The sequence below is a fragment of the Arthrobacter sp. CP30 genome, assembly GCF_053470025.1.
The window spans coordinates 189,680-205,334 of record NZ_JBQEMM010000003.1 but is presented as its reverse complement, the minus strand read 5'-3'; the positions used below and the strand labels follow the sequence as shown (position 1 = coordinate 205,334).

Sequence of the window (15,655 nt, the reverse complement as noted above, 5' to 3'; positions counted from 1 at the left end):
TGCGGTGCTCTCAGCTATCGGCCGTCACGCCAGGACTGACGCCCGCAGGTCCTTCACGGGTGTGATGGTCACACTGTCCCGCCACCCGGCGTTCTGCTGCACCCGGCCCAGGTCGGACCACTGGACGGAACCTTGCTGATACAGAGCGAGGCGTTCGGGGCCCATGATCTGGCGTTGCGTCTTGTCGCTGAGGTTCCCGAACCACTCTTCCGAGTCCTGAGTGAGCGACGGCGGCTCCTCGATGCCTTCGAATCCGAGTTCCTTCCACGTCTTTGTCTTCGGGATGCGATCGCACCGACAGTTCTGATGTCCATTGGGCCCTGACTCATCGCTTGGGTACTCGGTGCCGTGCTTCGAGAGGCAACCGATGCAAGTCCTCGCATCGAGGTCTGAACCCCAGATCCAGCCCGCCGTGACGTCGGGGTTAGCGAGGTCGGCGGCTTGGCCCCCGGCTCGTTGGGCGTCGAGTGTTTCGGTCCTCGCTATGGTGAGTGCCCGGGTGAGCCCACCGTTGAAGCGGCCTTCCGTTTCGCGCAGGATGCGGCGTGCGGTGACTCGCGGGTTGTCGCCGACGGCGATGCCGCGGACGAGGTTGCGGCGCATTGCCATCTGCGCGTCATCGGAGAGAGGGAGCGTGTCCTTCACGATGCGCTTGGTGGTGCGCTGCACGATGGCGTCCATGGCCGCGGTGGATACCTGGGTGAATGTGGGCAGGGTCGCCACCTGGGCTGCGGGTGGTAGCTGCGACGTCATGACCTCGATCTGTGATTGCGCTGCAGCCAGGGCGGTTCGAGCTACGTCCGCTTTGGCTGTCACCACCGCTGATTGGGAGAGATCGTCGAGCCGTTCCGCTGCGAGGGTGAGGGCTTTCCGGAGTCGGATGTTCCGTGCCACCTGCGAGCCGCTCAGGCGCCCGTCCTTCGCCGCAGCGAGCAGCTCCGAGAGGGCAGCGTCGAAGTCAGGTGCGAGGGTGTCCCACGCTTCGACCCACGCTTTCGTCAGCGCCAGTGTCTGAGCGTCGAGGGTTTTCGCGAGGTCGTCGCGCCGGTCCACGAGGAGTGCGAGTGTGCGGGCGTTGATGCTCATCGTCACCCTCCAACACGTCGTACTCGTCCTCGACCAACCTGCCGAACTTCCCGAACTGCACGACGCGCATCAGTCGTCATCCAAAGCGACGAGTTCCTCGACAGTCATGCTGCTCACCTTCGCTGACCGGTGGTCGAAGGTGATCGACGCCCACCCCGCCCGCATCTGCTCCTTGGGCGAAGGATGGCCTTTCATCGGATGGCCTCGGACGGGTCCTGACCAGCGCGGAAACGGCGGGCTGCGTCGTCGCCGGCGGTGACCAGCGGGTCGATCAGTTCGCCGTCGTCGTTCGTGACCCGGTCGATGATCTCGTCGGCGTCGTCGATGTCGAGCGCGTGGAGGATCAGCTTGAGTATCTCGACGCCCGGGACCTTACCGGTTCCGTCGGCAATCTCGATAGCCTTCATCAGGATGTCGAGCGGCACCTCGTCAAGGGACGGCCACGTGAATTCGAGGGTCGGCTCAGCGTCACCGGCGAGGACTGCCTTGAGCCCGTCGCCATCGCGGAGCACGGTGCCCTTCAGCGGACCGCGGGGCGCGATGATCGCCTGCTCGATGACGTAGTCGAGGGTCGCCCGGTCGGTCTGCTCGCACAGTTCCTGCCGGCCGCGCATCTCGAGGCGCTTGACAAGGTCCATGGTGACGGCGGTGGCCCGGTTCCCGGCCTGTCCGGGGTCGGCGAGGAGGTCGATCACGCTGACGCCCATGGCTGCGGCGACGAGGGCGGCAACGGGGCGGCCGGAGTCGGAGTCGATGGTGGCCCCGGTCTTCGGGACCGCTTCGATCTTCGTGCCCTCGGAGCCCATGGCCCAGCCTCCGGCGGGTGCGGTCTGGCCCGCCTGCACTGCGGCGCGGACCTTCTGCGACTCGAGGCCCTTCTTCGGCACGGCCTGGTAGGCGATCTTCGACAGGGACTTCACCAGCAGGACCCAGTCCTCGATGAACTCCTTGTAAGCACGGGCGTAGGGGAGGGCAGCGTACGTGTCGCCGATGCCCCACAGCCAGCCCTCGAGATCGTTGACCTTCTCGTGGAGGACAGGCGCGTCCCAGCGGACCTCGACGCCGCCGAGGTTCCGGGGTTTCGTGAGGGGCTGGTAGGTGAGGGCCGGGTAGTATGCCTTCCGCTCACGGGTCAGACCGTTCCCGCCGAACGTCTCCGTCGGCGTGGTCTCCTGCCAGACGCGCAGGTAGAACCACGGCTCCGTCTTGTCGCCGGGCGCGGTGATGATGTCGGTGATTTCGTCGAACGGCAGGTTCCGGACGCGGACGGTCCCGTCGAGGGGATTGGTGAAGTGGGCGCGGAAGATGTTCCCGTCCGTGCCCTGCGCCTTCGTGCGCCGCTCACGCGCCTGGGCGCCGGTGAACGTGGCCTTCGTGTCTTCACGGTCGAGGAACGCCTGCACGATCTCGTTGACGGCCTCGTCGCGGGCGCTGATCTGCACACCCTGACCCCACACGTACGCGTGACGGATCCCGAGGGCCCGCTTGATCAGCGGGTTCGCGATCGCCATGAGGCGACCGTTCGTCGCGATGCGCTTGAGGCCGTCGCGGGAGAACTCGTTGATGAGGTCGGCGTTGAGCTTCGCCCACCCAGAGTCCTCGGCCGCGAGCTGCAGCTGCGCGTACGACTCCTCGAGGCGGTGAATCACCGTCTCCCACTGGCCCGCCGAAACGGTGACCGTGCTGTCGCCAGCCGATGTCACCGAAGCTGCTTCTTGGAGGCCGAGAGCTTGCAGGATCTTGCCCACAGTGCGTCCTTCTGTTTGAGCGTGCGGGTGGTGGGTGCAGGATCAGTAGGGCGCGATGCCGTGCCATTCCTCCACGTACGGTTCGAACAGGTCGTCTTGGATTAGCCGGTGCCCGAGTAGGTAGTCGCCAGCCTGAGACATGGTGTCGACGGTGTCGTCATGCGCCCCGTTCGGGAACTGCTTCGCTTCCTCGACCAGCTCCTCCACGTTCGGTAGGAGCTTCGGGTCGGGGAGGACGATGTTCCCGGAGTAGGCGTACGGGCTGATGGCTGAGGCGCGAGCGTACTTCGATCCGCGAGGCTCGATGGGGATAAGGCCGGGGATCCGCTTGCCAAGTACGTTCATCACGGCGGGCCCGTTAGCTTTGTCCTCGACGAGCTTCGCGGCCGCTTGCGGCCACTTCGCGGACAAAGCTTCGACACCGTCACACGAGTCGTTGAAGTTCATGCGCCGGCGGATCATGTCGAGGAGGTACATCGTCGCGTTGATCCGCAGCCATACCGTCCCGACCACATAGTCGGATCCGGCGGTGTCTTTGAACGCCATGTCCCACGACTGGATGAGTTCGTGGTCGTCGCGTTCCCCGACGCCTGGCACGGTGCGTGCACCGTTCGCGGCTTCCACCCACAGTGGCTGGTCGTACCGCGCCCACACGGCGGGGAAGGTCCCGCCCTCGTCGGGTGATGGGCGGCCCTGGTAGAGGGCGCCGAAATCGCGGGGCCCGGACTGGACCCGGATCTGCTCCCATTCCTCGTCGGTCCGCCCGATGTGGCCTGTGAGCTCGTTCTTCCGTGCGGACTTCATCCACTCGCCGGGTTCCCGGCCGAGGGGGTCGGTTTCGCCCTTGTTCGGGTCGTGGTCGGCGAGGGCTGGGATGTTGATGACACGCCACCTCTTGGCGTCTGGCTGGGACAGCAGGTAGCCGGCGAGGTCGTCGTTGTGCCAGCGGGTGAGGATCAGGATGACGGGCGCCCCGGGCGCGAGTCGGGTCGATCCGACGGACCGCCAGAAGTTCTTGGCCCGCTCACGGAACGTGGGCGACTCTGCCTGGTCGCGGTTGGCGACGGGGTCGTCGATGAACAGGATGTCGGCGGGCTTGCCGGTCAGGCCGCCGGACAGGCCGACGGCCTTCACGCCGCCCTTGTGCCCTTCGAGGGACCACGCGGACACGGCACCGTTGTCGGATGCGATGCGCAGCCCGAGGTCTAGCGTGCCGTCCTGGCCGGAGTTGTCGGTGATGTGCTTCCGGATGTCCCGGCCGAACTCCTGCGCGAGTGACGCCGCGTAGGACACGACAGCGATGCGCCGCTCAGGATTGCGGGTGAGAAACCAGAGGGGCCCGATCTTCGTGACCCTCGTGCTCTTACCCTCCTGTGGGGGCATGCTGATGATCAGCCGGTTGATGCGTCCCGCTTCGACGTCGACGAGTGCTTGGTCGATGAGGTCGAGGGCGGGGGTCTGGACTGTGGTTGGCTCGATCGCTTTCGCGAGAGCCCCGGGGGTTTCCCAGACGTGAGCGGGCCGTTTGGGTTCGAACTGCATTGCTGCTCGTTCGAACCAGGACGCGCTCACTGGGTTCCCCTCGGATGGTTGGGTGGCGCCGGCCTCTGGGGGTTGACCGGCGCCCTACCTGGTGGCCTCAGTAGGGCCAGTAGTTGACTTCGCACATGTCAGTTCCCCCTTCCCGTGGTTGTGGTCGGTCGGGGGTGTGTGCCTCTGTCTGTTTCGGCCGCAGGTATGAGGTGGTGCCCGGTGTTGCGTCCGACGTGCGCTGCTGCTGGCCCTCATCGATTGGTGCAGGGCGGGCCGCTTGGCTGGTCGGTACGTTGTGGAAGTCTGCGGTTGCGTCCGGCCTCGGGGGTTACCGGCGTGCAGGTTACTTGGCCGCGTTTCCCTAGCCTCCGTGCGCCGGTCAGCTAGGTACATCTGAGGGGCGGGACCCGCAAGAGTCGAACCGGGGTCCATGCCAGGAAGTCATCCTGACCGCTCTACCACTGAGCTATCCCGCCCAATATTGAGTTGTGGCTCGGGTAACCTCAGCGCATCTCGGACGCTTGGCATTCTCCCCGGTGGCCTTACCGCCAATCAGACTGAGGCGGGTACGAAAAAGTGGCCCCGCTTCTGGAGCCACTGATCGCACTATGAGAACAGTATGGGGACAGCCATCAACTGTCAAGCGTAACAGTGACCCCTGTTGGGGGTGCTAATTGGCATGAGTGCCAGATGTCAGCAGCCGTGTAGATGTGCTCCCGGGTGCTCAGGTCGCATCGGCCGTACAGCTTGCCGCGTTGCGCCCACTTCTTCAGCGTCTCGTATGGGGTGCTGATGTGCTTCGCTTCCCGGAGCGCTTTGGCGAGGAAGCGGAGGGAACCGGTTGCGTGCCAGGCCTGTCCGATCATCCACTGTTGCCGTTCGGCGACGTCCCACACTGCGTGGCAGGTCCGGCACTTCCCGGTGGGGGATCCGACGACGGCGGTGACAAGTCCGTCGCAGTCCCCGAACCCGCAGATGCCGAGGCTGATGACGTCGAGGGCCCGGTCGGTTGCCCGCCGGCACTCGGCGAGGGATGCGGCGAGTTCTTGTGCGAGGTCGCCCGCCCAGTCCTCGCGGATGACCATGCCGATGTGCTGAGCGAGGAACACCGCAGCTTCGGTCGCGCGACGAGTCCGGTAGTCGACGGCCAGGGCGCCAGCCCACCCATTCAAGACGGAGGCCAGAGTCTCGCCCTTGTCGTGAGCGTCGAGGTCCATGCACGGACGAGAACCGGTCGCGCCGCCGCCGATCGCCGAGCTCGTCGCGTCCTGTCGGCGGATCGTGACCCTGAGGTTTGCCCACACATCCCCGACCGCTGCTAGATCCCGAGTGAGGTACGACGTGTGCGTCTCGCACAGGGTGAACCCGTCATACAGGGGGGCGTCACACCGCGCCCCGCACAGGGTCGCCTCGAGTACGGGCGTCAGCGTCTCTGTCATGCCTGCCCTTTCCTGCCCGGAGCCCCGGACCAGTACGCGATATTGCCCTTAGTGATGACAAAAATGACGGCGATCGTCAGTGGCGCGTACGCGATCAGAAGCACAACCATGAGCCCCTCAAAGAGTGCGGGCGCAAGGTCTCCCTTCGAGAGCCCCCAAGCGATCACCAGTGCGTATCCGACGCAGAACCATGTCCAGTTCAGCCGGTCGAAACGACTCATTGGTCGCCTCTCAGCCAGACGCTGGCGCCGTCGGCTCCGTGGAGTGTTTCGATGGGCATGAGGTCCGCGGCGGCGGTGAGGATGCCACGCACCTCAATCCGGTATTCGGTGCGGCCTACCTTCTCGGGCACCTCGGCCCAGGGAGTGGACCCGGGCAGTGCTTCCCATGCGCGCCTGCAGATCTCCTCGAGGGTGGCCTCACCCATTGACTGGTCTACCGGCCGCGCCCTCGTCCCTGATTCCATACGTACGATTCTACCCGTATTACTCGCCGCTCTACCGCTTATCGGGCGCTATTCAGGGCGTGAGTTCGCCGAGTGCGCGAAGTGCCTGAGGTACCACAGTGGGAACGAGTTCCCACTGCGACGGGGACAGGTTGAGGGCGTCGAGGATGGACCTGATCGCGGCGGCCACGAGGTCGCCCTGCTGCTCAGCGAGCCGGACGCGGCGTTCCTCGATGCCGGCCTTCAGTGCTGCGGTGGTGACTGCGACGAGGTGTTTCCGTTCCCCGAGGTACAGCTGGTACCAGGTGTTGAACTCGGCCTTCTCCGTGGTCGTGTCTACGGGGCCCTGCGGTCCGATGCCCTGCTGTGTCTCGGTCTTGCCCCACACAAGCTCGTCAGGCTCGAGCTCTCGCACCTTGGCCTGCAACCACAGGACCGTGCCATAGGTGCGGCTGATCTCGTCGAGGAGGGCTTTCGCCGGGTCGATGTCCTGGGGTAGCCCGAGTGTGACGATCGCTTTCTCCGTGGTCTCTCGTGCTTCCTGTTCTGCCAACCGAGCGGCGGCGGCTCGCTGAGCTTGGGGGGACTTGCCCCCGTGGCGGCCGCACCGCCTCTGGCCCCGCATGGGCGGAGCGCCGCACGAATTGCCGTCACGCTTTTTCGCGCCGCACTCCGCCCCACTCACCTACGCCTCGTAACCGGGGAGCATGTGGAGCGACCATGCAGAGACTTCACTGATGTAGACCTTCAGGAACTGCTGAGTGATGGGGAAGTTGGAGCCGACGCGGATCGTCACCTCTTTCAGGAAGATGTACCGGCGCGGGGGCTTTGAGACGTCAAGCTCCTTGCGAACCTGAACCGCTCGCTCCCACTTCTGGTCGGAGGCCGCGTCGTGGTCTTCGACCACGCTTTGCATTGGATGATCAGCGAATGCTTCGTAGTAGTGCTTCTTCCATTCGGTTCGCGTGATTGCCTTGCCGGAGATCACTCCACCCGGGGTTACGAGGGTGAGTCCGATGTTGTTGCCTGTGTTGTCGTGGTTAAGACCCAAGACGAGATCGAGAGCAAATTGCAACTCATCATCCTCTTCGGAAATCAGCTCCTCGATACCGTCGCGGAGCCTGTCCTTCTGCTCGTCAGTCCAGTTGGCGGTGAGTTCCGTGGGTGTTTCCTCGGTCATGGTTCTCCTGCGTTGGTGAGCGGCGTGTTCCGCGTCACGTTCGAGCCTAGCGATTGACGCGGACGGTTCACTGACACGTTGCCCCGCCACGCTTCTTCGCACCACACTCAGCCACCAGTTACGTACCTCCAGAGGTCGACGAAGAAGGGAGCCATGATCGGGATGGCAGCAATTCCAGCGAACACGAGGGTAAGTGCCGCCACCCCGAAGACCCACCACCACCGCTTGGTGTCTTTCTTTGACTGCCTTCCGACCCGCCCAGATTCTGTCTGCATCTCCGTCAGCATCCCTTGCACGGCCATAGCCATGTCATAGGTGTTGTCCTGAATGGCCGCCTGACGATCATCGCGCTCTCGTCTCGCTGCTTGCATTGAAGCCATCGCCTCCTCAGAGACGCCAGCAACGTCCGGTCGGACGGGCTTGGGCAGCAGATCCCCTACTGCTTGGGCCGCACCGCGGGTGGCGCTCAACGGTATGTAACTCTCCGGCGAGGTCTTCTTGAGTTCTACCTTCGGTGACTGGACGCTCTGCGCGATGATTCCCTGGAGCTTCTTACTGATCCCCTCGAAAGGTTCGTTGAGCTTCTGCGAGAACGATCGCATCACCTTTGAGAGGTCCGCTTTCGCCTTCTCGTACTGCTCGCGCTCCTCGGGTGTGATGTCAAGCGGCTCGCCAGCATTGTCGGCCTTCTCAATCTCACGCATGCGGCTGAGTTTCATGCCGCGTCCGCTAGTCGTTATGTCCGCGACATTCAAGTCGGGCTCTCGCTCGTCTTGGAGTCCATCCTCGGGGATCTCTTCTGGCTCTCCGGCCTTCTCATCGCTCATCGTTCGAGCCTACCGATGTGACGGCGGATTCCGTTCCTGGCTGCGATGCGGCTTATCAGCCGGAACAGGTTGCGGTAGCGGCCGTGCGTGGTTTCGTGAAAGTCTGCGGCCGTCGACGCCCGCGCCGTCGTAAGCGCCACGCGCTCACCCTTCTCACGCTTCGTCGCAGCACGCTCAGCCATCCGACTCACACTCCTGAATCCGAGCCCAGTTGTCCGTACTGTTCTTCGAGTAAACGCCGCTGGAAGCTTAAGTCGACGAATCCGTCATCTGCCACCTTGCAAAGAACTTCATTGGTGCATATGGATTTGATCTCTTCCTCTAAGGAGGATCGGCGCTCCGGCTGGGACAGCCATTCACCAAGTAAATCTATGAAATGGTCTCGCATTGCGGCAACAATTTTCCGCTGCTCGAAGATGAACTTCATCTGCGGCTGCTCAACTGTGAACTTCCTCAACTCGCACTGAACATAATATCGGCTTACCGCGTAGTTGTCTGCGTCGAAACGCTGACAGAAATAATTCAGCGCTGGTGCAAATCCGTCCGCCTTACCCACAAGTTCAAGCCGAAGTCGGTTGGTGGCTATGGTTGTCGCAGCCGAAGCCTCAATCATGGCGTCCTCATCTATACCCGCTGCCACGGTGATGTTGTACACCTCCGAGGCGAGCGCCCCCACCCACTCCTTCACGCGTTCTAGGGACGCTAGCTCTGATTGGTGTCGAAAGCTTCGGTCAATGCCAGCTTGCTGCGCTTCAAGCTGTTTCTTCAAAGATGCTTGTGCTTCCTCTCGCGCTTCTCCGTCCCTGATGGCCTGCGCGAGATTCGATGCTTCCCACAGTTCTTGCTGTTTAGCGTTGGTTCGATTGAGTACCCACACAGCTGCGATGGCAGCTACTACAGCGCCGATGATGGCGCCTATAGTGCCGCTGAAGAGTTGCAGCCACCACTCCCGCCCAATTGGGAAGCAGTAGGGGATGATTCTCGCGTTGCCCTCGTCGATGAGGAGGCAGGTCAGTGATTCCACTACCGCAGTTTATGGTCAAGGAGCAGCAGGTTGCCGTTTAACGATTGAGTATCGTGCGGGCACGGTGGGCGGCCGTCAGGTCAGCGAACCGGCCCGCCTGGACGATGGATGAGGCACCACACGCGATGGCATACGCGTAGCTTTCGAGCGCGTCCACAAACGATGGGATGGTCATGGCACTGGCTCCCACGGGACGATCAACGGCTTTCCGCCGAACTCCCATAGGACATCGGGTGTCAGCTCGCCGCCGTCCGCGTTGATGAAACCTACGGCGTAGCGACCCCCTGAGCGGAGGACGACGGTGTCGGATACATCGGAGGTGAGGACCGCTGCGCCTGGGCGGAGCGCATGGAGTTCAGCTCGTGAGCAAATCTCCCGCTGCTCCCCGGCGCTCATGCCCGTACCTCGAGGATCTGAGCCAGCGTGTAGCGGTCGGTCCACGAGTAGCCGGTCTCGACGCTGACGGACTTCGCGTTGACCTTGGCAACGCGGTGCCACCCGGAGGTGGTGCGGACGGCGCGGGCGGCCTTCAACTCCTCGGAGGTGAACGGGACGGGCGCGTTGCGCTCACGGTTCGCGGCGATGTCCTGCTGGCGCTCGGTGTCCTGCTGCGCGGCGACGGACGCCTTCGCCTGGTCGATGGTCCGCTCGATGCCCGCGGCGTGCTGCCGTGCCTGGCGGGGCGTGTTGCGCCGGCGGATTCCGGAGAGGATGCCGTGGTCGAGTGGCTTCCCGCGGGTTGTGTCTATGCTGGTGTTCATCGGACTAACCTCCGGTCGTGCCCCGGCTGTTCGCGCAGTGCGGGGCTTCTACGTGTCAGTTCATTCTACCGGCTTGTAGGCGGCAAAGCCACTACCGGTGGCCGGTATTTCGGTGATGGTGATGATGATTTGGGCTGGGCCTTTGGTCTCCGCGGGTCGGAGGTCGGGGCCGGTCATGTACTGGTTTGAGTCGTCGGCGCACAGTCCGTAGTCGATGAGCCCGTCGACGACGGCTTTCGCGGTGGGCATGAGGTTGTGGACGTCGTACGGCCGGGCGGTCGGCTTCGTCACGGTCATGGTGATGCTGACCCTGTCGAGACCCATGACCAGGTGGGCTTGCCTGGCCCGAATGTGCGCCGCTGACCGCCATGCCCTGGTGAGCTTCGCCTTCTTCGCCCAGTGCAGGCGCTGGTTCAGGTTGATCCAGTCGGCCGGCGCCGGAACCACCAACTCCCATGACCCGCCGTTCACGCGCCCCTCCTACCCGACGCTGCATTGCCGCCCATCGGGAGCCGTTGAAGGCGCTCAGAAGCCCCAGAACTTGTCGAGACGGACTGGTGGGCCCGACGGGCCGTTGCGTCGCCCCTGACCCCCGCCACGGGCCGCCCAGCCAACAACGAACGCTCATGCTCCCACACCGCAAACACCCGAGCCTCATACGCCCGAGCATCCACCAACGCAATCCGTGTCACCTCCACCCGACGCGACACGCGCACACGCACCCTATCCGCCGTGCCCGACAACTCCGAACGCTCCCGGCTCAGCCGGACCACCAACGCATCCGTGATCGCCTTCGCCTCCTCAAACCGGGCCTCAGCCACCAACGCCCGCGAAGGTCGCGAGTCGGGGGAGTCGGTCGCCCTACGGGAGGGTGTGGTGTTCGCGCTCATCGGATGGCCTCGTCGAAGTCTTCGTGCTGCCCCCACTCGCCATCCTCGTTGGCCTCGGAGCATTCCTTGCAGTAGTGCCGAGGAGGGACGGTCTTACAGATGACGCCGGACCAGTCGAGTCCTTCCCCGTACTCGTGAGTGCACTCCCATTCCTCCTGCTCGGCATAGAACGTGGTGCACCCCAGACAAGCAACGGTGTAGGTCTCCCATTCGTCGGGAAACGGCCACTCGAGCAGGGAAGCCGTACTACATCCAGGGTTGTTCCCTGCGCAGTCGTAGCGCGGGTCGTCGCTTAAGTCCGGCTCTTGGTGCTGGTCGCACTCGGACCAGACGGGGTAGCGCGTGTTGTGGGTGGTGCTCATGATCGTTCTCCTGGTGTCCAGTGTTTGCCTTGGTGGGTGGGTGGTCTGTCGCCGACGAGGATGTCGGCTTTGCAGCAGTGGCAGGTGTGGGCTTGCTGTTCGGGGTGGTCTTCGCAGGGTGGCCCGGGTGGTGGTGCTTCGCGGGGTTGGTCGGGGCGTTCCCAGTGCTTCCCGTCGAGGAAGATGATGGCCGGCGTCTGCTTGGTGGGGTCGTTCGCTACCCGGATCGCTGCCTCGCACAGGGCCGGGTAGCTGGGGATCGTGCCGAGGTTCTTCCCGATCAGGGACACGATGGCTTCGATGGACCAGCGGGGCCGGATCTCGTGTAAAAGCTGAGCCAAGAGGAATGCCTGGGGTCGGGTCACGGGTGCCGGATTTTCAGCAGGCAAACGACTCACACCTCGCGTTTAATGTCCTGAACGATTGCTTGCTTGTCTTGGATTTCATCTTGAAAACCTTCGAGGGCTGGGAGGTTCTTTAAGTACTTGGTCTTGGTATTGGTATTGGTCCTTTGTTCCGCCACCGTTCTTGCGGTGTTCGGAACGGCGTTCCAGCCTTGTTCTGAACGGGCTTATCGGCCGTTCCTGTCCTGCCGTGCGAGCCACGCATCCTTCCGTTCCTTTGCCCTCGCCCGGTCCTTGAGTACCCGGTCCTTGGTTCGCTGGTACTCGGCCCAGTTCCGAAACATGTAGTCGTCGCCGTCCGCCTCCCAGAAGTCGGTGGCAATGAGCTTCTTCGCCAACGTCTTCCCGCGAGGCCAGGAGTCGACGAACCAGCCGGGGATCTTTCCATCCGTCAGGAAATCCGTGCAGTACGTCCCACACACCAGCCACAGGCCGATCGCTTCGAGGCCGGCACGGCGGACCTTCGGGTGGGAATGCATCTTGTCGTCAGCGTTGAACCAGGCCATTGGATACCTCTTCGCCCTTCGATCGGGCCTCGACTAGGTTGGAGCGGTGACTCTTACAAATGAATCCGCGGCCTTGTTCGCTCAGGTGTTCCCCGTTCTGCTCGTGATCCTTGCAATCGAAGGCCGCGTGATTGACTACGGGAAGCTCGGCAAAGACGCGAGAAACACGTTCATCACGGGACGATGGTTTGTGGTCGGGCTGAGCCTTACCGGGACACTCGTCTCGCTTGCGCACGTAGCTGACCCTGGAGGCCTGTACGGCGTCATGTCGGAGCGATTCGCTGGCCTCTTCATCCGCATCGCTTTCGGGGTCACAGTGTTGGGGTTGATCGTTCTCTTTGGCGTGCTGCAGTACCAGGAAACCAAGGAAAAGACGCAGGGGCGCTAACTTAGTTTCATGGAAATGACTCCCGGTACTGCCGCTCTCATGGCGCAGGTGATCCCGACTTTGCTCATCGTCGTAGCTTTGGAGCCGACACTGCGCGGGCGACGTAAGGATTTGAAGAAGCTGCACCCCTTCGCTCACTGGATTACCGGCAAAGGGCGAGAGTCCGCCGTCGTCACTAGCCTCGTGTCCATTATGTTTTGCCTTTATGTCGTCTTCTCTGACCAACCGAATATGCTCGCGACGTATTGGGTCGTGGGCTGGACGACTTGGCTCTTCGTGATGCTGCTTCTGCTCTTGGCGGTCATGTTCGCTATCGAAGACAATTCGAGAGAGGGCGGCTAGAACTCTGCATGAAGACGCTGCCGACCGCACATTCACCTGTTGGATGCAGTCGTAAGTTGCTGCCCCGGTTAGGATCTGCTCATGGTTCCGTGGATCAGTACTGAGTGGTGGCAGATTCTTCTCGATGGGACGTTCGGTGCGCTTGTTGCTGCGGGCGTCAGCGTCTGGGTCGCCCTGCTCGTCGTGAAGCGAAGCAATAAAGCGCAACGAAAGATAGCGAAGAAGCAGCTGAGGTCTCAGGAAAAACTCCTCCGGGAAGAGATGGCGGAGGTGCGAACTAACACTCGTCAAGATGCCCTTGTCGACGCTGTGGTCTCCTATTTGGCGGCAATGAATCAGTTCGTCACGCTCCCGGGTCCTGACTTTGCCCGGTCTCAGGAGATAGCGCTTGAACTCGATCGCCAGATGTTCAGGCTGCTCTTGTTGGGTGACGAATCGGCTCGCCTTGGAAGGTTGCTGCAAATCTGGCCGCAACACTTCGTCGCTCTCCGTTACAGGGCATTGGCAAGTACCAGCTCGGATGACGAGAAAGCAGAGAGTGAGGATCGGATCCTCGACGCGATCACTCAGCTCGAGCGGCTGGTGCCTCAGTGGGTTGAAGGCTCCAACGAGCAGCGTCAGGCAATCGAAGAGGAGATTCGTGACGAACGAAAGGGGGTTGCAACCGTGCTCGGACAGGAGGTAGTCGACTTCCTCGAGGGGCGCGGACGCCTCTGATTGGATAGCTGCCGGCGCTGCCGACCGATCGTCGCTAGGGTTCGCAGCATGACTATCGAGTGGGGGACTCCCGTCGGCTGGACGGGTACGCGTGAGGAAATCGCCGGGATGTACGGCGGTACGAGGTTCCAGGGAATGGAGACGCCGAGCTCGTCGCCGAATGTGCTGCTGTTCTCTGACCCGAAGGTGGGTAGTGAGAACGGGTACGAGTTCGACGGGTGGTCGACCGACGGCGAGGTCTTCTCCTATACCGGCATGGACCGGGAGGGTCCGCAGAAGATGCACCGGGGCAACCTTGCCCTTCGCGACCACAAGCTGAACGGTCGGGCAGTCCGTGTCTTCGGCGTGAGTGGCAAGGCCGCGACCGGGAACGGGCTGACCCGCATCTACTTGGGCGAGTTCGCACTCGATGACGAGCATCCCCATTCGACCGAGGACGCTCCAGGAGCGGACGGCGTCATGCGCACCGTCTTCGTGTTTCACCTTCGCCCGGTCGGCAAGGTGCTGCGCCGCGACGAAGATGTGAGCTCGAAAGCCGTCGCGCCCACGGGTACGGGCTCCGCGGTACGAGTGCCGCTCGAGGCTCACACTGTCGGCGAGTTCGAGCGCACCGCCGTGAATGCAGGCACGAGTAGGAAGCGGGAGCAGGACCTCGTTGAGGTGTTCCAGCAGGTTCTGCACAGCCGTGGACGTGAGCTCGACCGTTTCAAGGTGTATCCGAAGGGCAGCACGATGCCGCTTTTCACGGACATACATGACGCCACGGAGGGCGTTCTGTACGAAGCGAAGGCTGATGCCACGCGTAACAGCGTGCGTGGTGGACTCGGGCAGCTGCTCGACTACCGGCGATACGTCGACGGCCAACCCTGCCGGCTGCTGCTCCCGGCCGCACCGAATGGGGACCTGCTCGAGCTCCTGGGCGAGCACGACATTGCTGCAGTGTGGCGCGTGGGCGATACGAACTCGTTCCAGATTCACGAAGGCGGGACGACCCGGTCGTTCTGACTGATGCCTCCGATGGCTTTGAGTGGTCATTAGTCGTCGCCGCCCGATCTGCAGGAGAAGGGGCTGCACCCGCCCAGCGAGCTGTCGTCTTCCAGGGACTCCTCGAACTCGGCGGCCGCGATGGCATGCAGAAGGTTGCCCTGCCTGTTGGCCCACTCGTGGTAGCTAACTCGGTCGATTGGAGCCTCGGAAAGTGCGAGGCGCGAACGGTGGAGAAAAGCCTGACCCAGCAGCGGCTGGCCCTGGGCATTAGCCTTCGCCGACCCGGCCCGGATAGAAGCGTCGAAGTCGACAGCGTCCTGCCACTCGGCTGAATTGTTGTCGCGGAGGTCGCGCCACTGGCGGTTCGTGTGGAACGGGCAGCCGATGCATGCTGACTTTGGGGTGGAGCCGAAGCCCTGCGAAGTCAGGAGGATGATGCACTGCTCCCGGCTCATGCCCAGCTCTAGCAGCGGGTATCGGTTGCGAGAGTAGGAGACATCGCCGGTCTTGAGGTTGCCCTCCTGATCGAGGGCCCGATCGCGCTCGTCCGTGCTGATTCCGATCCATTGATCGACAGAAAGACCCTTGGACACCCGGCCCGGCTTACCGTCCTCTCGCGGCTCGGCGCCGAGTAAGCGGCGGACCTGCTCTTTGATCGGCTTGAGCTTGTACTCGCTGGTGCACTGGCGCCGGGTCATACCGTCGCCGCCATCCTGGTTCTTGATGTAGAGCGGCATCGAGGCGAAGCGGTGAGCGGGGTCGAGTGCGTCGCTGCGGATGTTTCCGGAGGAGACGCGGTAGATCGGGATGCCGGCGGGCTCGGCGATCTCCTTCTCGATGCGATCGAGGTGCGCGTACACCGACGCTGGCTCCCAGCCGGTGTCCGAGAAAATCGCCCCATCAAGCTTGGGGAGCTTCCCCATGGCTGACAGTAGGAGGAGCGCGGTCGACTGCACTCCAGCACCTAGAGACAGGATTTGCGGGCTCAATCTGAGCACCTGCACTCGCCGGTGATT

Annotated in this window: 20 protein-coding genes, 1 tRNA gene and 1 pseudogene; 4 read left to right on the top strand and 18 right to left on the bottom strand. The window is 63.1% G+C overall.

Annotated features, from left to right (window positions below):
- Window positions 1-24: 24 nt before the first annotated feature.
- The 17 genes and pseudogenes from ACTIMO_RS06275 to ACTIMO_RS06195 all read right to left on the bottom strand — a co-directional run bounded on the left by ACTIMO_RS06275 (window position 25) and on the right by ACTIMO_RS06195 (window position 12,205).
- Window positions 25-1,086, bottom strand: a complete 1,062-nt coding sequence (locus ACTIMO_RS06275; protein WP_448181837.1) for a phage minor head protein — start codon at window positions 1,084-1,086, stop codon at window positions 25-27.
- A 191-nt stretch (window positions 1,087-1,277) separates the two neighbouring features.
- Window positions 1,278-2,789, bottom strand: coding sequence for a hypothetical protein (locus ACTIMO_RS06270; protein WP_448181836.1), 1,512 nt, complete (start codon window positions 2,787-2,789; stop codon window positions 1,278-1,280).
- A gap of 87 nt (window positions 2,790-2,876) precedes the next feature.
- Window positions 2,877-4,376 carry a phage terminase large subunit gene (gene terL, locus ACTIMO_RS06265; RefSeq protein ID WP_448181835.1) on the bottom strand — a complete coding sequence of 500 codons (1,500 nt, stop codon included), beginning with the start codon at window positions 4,374-4,376 and terminating at the stop codon, window positions 2,877-2,879.
- A 389-nt stretch (window positions 4,377-4,765) separates the two neighbouring features.
- Window positions 4,766-4,843: transfer RNA gene (locus ACTIMO_RS06260), tRNA-Val, on the bottom strand.
- A 156-nt stretch (window positions 4,844-4,999) separates the two neighbouring features.
- On the bottom strand, window positions 5,000-5,584 hold the full coding sequence (locus tag ACTIMO_RS06255) for a hypothetical protein (protein WP_448181834.1): 585 nt from the start codon (window positions 5,582-5,584) through the stop codon (window positions 5,000-5,002).
- Between the two features lie 218 nt (window positions 5,585-5,802).
- Window positions 5,803-6,027, bottom strand: a complete 225-nt coding sequence (locus ACTIMO_RS06250; RefSeq protein WP_448181833.1) for a hypothetical protein — start codon at window positions 6,025-6,027, stop codon at window positions 5,803-5,805.
- Window positions 6,024-6,233, bottom strand: coding sequence for a hypothetical protein (locus tag ACTIMO_RS06245; protein WP_448181832.1), 210 nt, complete (start codon window positions 6,231-6,233; stop codon window positions 6,024-6,026). The genes ACTIMO_RS06250 and ACTIMO_RS06245 overlap by 4 nt, the downstream gene beginning before the upstream one ends.
- A gap of 91 nt (window positions 6,234-6,324) precedes the next feature.
- Window positions 6,325-6,804, bottom strand: coding sequence for a hypothetical protein (locus tag ACTIMO_RS06240; RefSeq protein ID WP_448181914.1), 480 nt, complete (start codon window positions 6,802-6,804; stop codon window positions 6,325-6,327).
- Between the two features lie 39 nt (window positions 6,805-6,843).
- Window positions 6,844-6,936 (bottom strand): annotated as a pseudogene (locus ACTIMO_RS06235) (HGGxSTG domain-containing protein); the annotation flags it as partial.
- Window positions 6,937-7,431, bottom strand: coding sequence for a hypothetical protein (locus ACTIMO_RS06230; RefSeq protein ID WP_448181831.1), 495 nt, complete (start codon window positions 7,429-7,431; stop codon window positions 6,937-6,939).
- 107 nt (window positions 7,432-7,538) lie between these two features.
- Window positions 7,539-8,258, bottom strand: a complete 720-nt coding sequence (locus ACTIMO_RS06225) for a hypothetical protein (RefSeq protein ID WP_448181830.1) — start codon at window positions 8,256-8,258, stop codon at window positions 7,539-7,541.
- A gap of 187 nt (window positions 8,259-8,445) precedes the next feature.
- The gene (locus ACTIMO_RS06220) at window positions 8,446-9,282 is read right to left on the bottom strand and encodes a hypothetical protein (RefSeq protein WP_448181829.1); all 837 of its coding nucleotides are present in this window, start codon (window positions 9,280-9,282) and stop codon (window positions 8,446-8,448) included.
- Between the two features lie 392 nt (window positions 9,283-9,674).
- A complete protein-coding gene (locus ACTIMO_RS06215) occupies window positions 9,675-10,043 on the bottom strand; it encodes a hypothetical protein (RefSeq protein ID WP_448181828.1) in 369 nt (122 codons plus the stop codon).
- A 60-nt stretch (window positions 10,044-10,103) separates the two neighbouring features.
- Window positions 10,104-10,514, bottom strand: a complete 411-nt coding sequence (locus ACTIMO_RS06210) for a hypothetical protein (RefSeq protein WP_448181827.1) — start codon at window positions 10,512-10,514, stop codon at window positions 10,104-10,106.
- A 415-nt stretch (window positions 10,515-10,929) separates the two neighbouring features.
- The gene (locus ACTIMO_RS06205; protein WP_448181826.1) at window positions 10,930-11,295 is read right to left on the bottom strand and encodes a hypothetical protein; all 366 of its coding nucleotides are present in this window, start codon (window positions 11,293-11,295) and stop codon (window positions 10,930-10,932) included.
- Entirely contained in the window at window positions 11,292-11,660 is a 369-nt protein-coding gene (locus ACTIMO_RS06200; protein ID WP_448181825.1) for a hypothetical protein, read from the bottom strand. Before ACTIMO_RS06200 ends, ACTIMO_RS06205 begins: the two co-directional genes overlap by 4 nt.
- Window positions 11,661-11,866: 206 nt before the next feature.
- Window positions 11,867-12,205: a hypothetical protein gene (locus ACTIMO_RS06195; RefSeq protein ID WP_448181824.1), complete on the bottom strand. Its 339-nt coding sequence runs from the start codon at window positions 12,203-12,205 to the stop codon at window positions 11,867-11,869.
- 46 nt (window positions 12,206-12,251) lie between these two features.
- On the opposite strand from ACTIMO_RS06195, the gene ACTIMO_RS06190 reads away from it, so the two are divergent.
- The 4 genes from ACTIMO_RS06190 (at window position 12,252) to ACTIMO_RS06175 (ending at window position 14,657) form a co-directional block, all read left to right on the top strand.
- Window positions 12,252-12,593 (top strand): hypothetical protein, encoded by a 342-nt coding sequence (locus ACTIMO_RS06190; protein ID WP_448181823.1) that lies wholly within the window; start codon window positions 12,252-12,254, stop codon window positions 12,591-12,593.
- Between the two features lie 9 nt (window positions 12,594-12,602).
- Window positions 12,603-12,935, top strand: a complete 333-nt coding sequence (locus ACTIMO_RS06185; RefSeq protein ID WP_448181822.1) for a hypothetical protein — start codon at window positions 12,603-12,605, stop codon at window positions 12,933-12,935.
- An 81-nt stretch (window positions 12,936-13,016) separates the two neighbouring features.
- Complete coding sequence (locus tag ACTIMO_RS06180; protein WP_448181821.1) at window positions 13,017-13,652, top strand: hypothetical protein; 636 nt, start codon at window positions 13,017-13,019, stop codon at window positions 13,650-13,652.
- 135 nt (window positions 13,653-13,787) lie between these two features.
- Window positions 13,788-14,657, top strand: coding sequence for a hypothetical protein (locus ACTIMO_RS06175; protein ID WP_448181820.1), 870 nt, complete (start codon window positions 13,788-13,790; stop codon window positions 14,655-14,657).
- Between the two features lie 29 nt (window positions 14,658-14,686).
- Here the strand turns inward: ACTIMO_RS06175 and ACTIMO_RS06170 are convergent, their stop codons facing one another.
- The gene (locus ACTIMO_RS06170) at window positions 14,687-15,562 is read right to left on the bottom strand and encodes a hypothetical protein (protein ID WP_448181819.1); all 876 of its coding nucleotides are present in this window, start codon (window positions 15,560-15,562) and stop codon (window positions 14,687-14,689) included.
- Window positions 15,563-15,655: the final 93 nt, after the last annotated feature.

Bases quoted from the DNA above. Each gene is read 5' to 3' on its own strand.
- ACTIMO_RS06275 (WP_448181837.1), bottom strand. From the start codon at position 1,086: ATGAGCATCAACGCCCGCACACTCGCACTCCTCGTGGACCGGCGCGAC.
- terL (WP_448181835.1), bottom strand. From the start codon at position 4,376: ATGCAGTTCGAACCCAAACGGCCCGCTCACGTCTGGGAAACCCCCGGG.
- ACTIMO_RS06255 (WP_448181834.1), bottom strand. From the start codon at position 5,584: ATGGACCTCGACGCTCACGACAAGGGCGAGACTCTGGCCTCCGTCTTG.
- ACTIMO_RS06250 (WP_448181833.1), bottom strand. From the start codon at position 6,027: ATGAGTCGTTTCGACCGGCTGAACTGGACATGGTTCTGCGTCGGATAC.
- ACTIMO_RS06245 (WP_448181832.1), bottom strand. From the start codon at position 6,233: ATGGGTGAGGCCACCCTCGAGGAGATCTGCAGGCGCGCATGGGAAGCA.
- ACTIMO_RS06230 (WP_448181831.1), bottom strand. From the start codon at position 7,431: ATGACCGAGGAAACACCCACGGAACTCACCGCCAACTGGACTGACGAG.
- ACTIMO_RS06225 (WP_448181830.1), bottom strand. From the start codon at position 8,258: ATGAGCGATGAGAAGGCCGGAGAGCCAGAAGAGATCCCCGAGGATGGA.
- ACTIMO_RS06215 (WP_448181828.1), bottom strand. From the start codon at position 10,043: ATGAACACCAGCATAGACACAACCCGCGGGAAGCCACTCGACCACGGC.
- ACTIMO_RS06205 (WP_448181826.1), bottom strand. From the start codon at position 11,295: ATGAGCACCACCCACAACACGCGCTACCCCGTCTGGTCCGAGTGCGAC.
- ACTIMO_RS06195 (WP_448181824.1), bottom strand. From the start codon at position 12,205: ATGGCCTGGTTCAACGCTGACGACAAGATGCATTCCCACCCGAAGGTC.
- ACTIMO_RS06185 (WP_448181822.1), top strand. From the start codon at position 12,603: ATGGAAATGACTCCCGGTACTGCCGCTCTCATGGCGCAGGTGATCCCG.
- ACTIMO_RS06180 (WP_448181821.1), top strand. From the start codon at position 13,017: ATGGTTCCGTGGATCAGTACTGAGTGGTGGCAGATTCTTCTCGATGGG.
- ACTIMO_RS06175 (WP_448181820.1), top strand. From the start codon at position 13,788: ATGGAGACGCCGAGCTCGTCGCCGAATGTGCTGCTGTTCTCTGACCCG.
- ACTIMO_RS06170 (WP_448181819.1), bottom strand. From the start codon at position 15,562: ATGGGGAAGCTCCCCAAGCTTGATGGGGCGATTTTCTCGGACACCGGC.